The organism is Acinetobacter sp. 22323, assembly GCF_052044895.1.
GTDB lineage: Bacteria > Pseudomonadota > Gammaproteobacteria > Pseudomonadales > Moraxellaceae > Acinetobacter > Acinetobacter schindleri.
The window spans coordinates 1-335 of the sequence record NZ_JBQEOL010000063.1; the positions used below are offsets into that span (position 1 = coordinate 1).

The 335-nt window shown below is 49.9% G+C and carries 1 rRNA gene; it reads right to left on the reverse strand.

The features are described from left to right. Nucleotides 1–292: ribosomal RNA gene (locus ACTJIX_RS14900) — 16S ribosomal RNA — on the reverse strand; the annotation flags it as partial. Between the last annotated feature and the right edge of the window lie 43 nt (nucleotides 293–335).

Sequence of the window (335 nt, forward strand, 5' to 3'; positions counted from 1 at the left end):
TCAGACCCGCTACAGATCGTCGCCTTGGTAGGCCTTTACCCCACCAACTAGCTAATCCGACTTAGGCTCATCTATTAGCGCAAGGTCCGAAGATCCCCTGCTTTCCCCCGTAGGACGTATGCGGTATTAGCATTCCTTTCGGAATGTTGTCCCCCACTAATAGGCAGATTCCTAAGCATTACTCACCCGTCCGCCGCTAGGTCAGTTACCGAAGTAACCTCCCCCGCTCGACTTGCATGTGTTAAGCCTGCCGCCAGCGTTCAATCTGAGCCATGATCAAACTCTTCAGTTTAAAATCAATAGTGCTTTATTCAAAACACCAAATCTGGCTCATC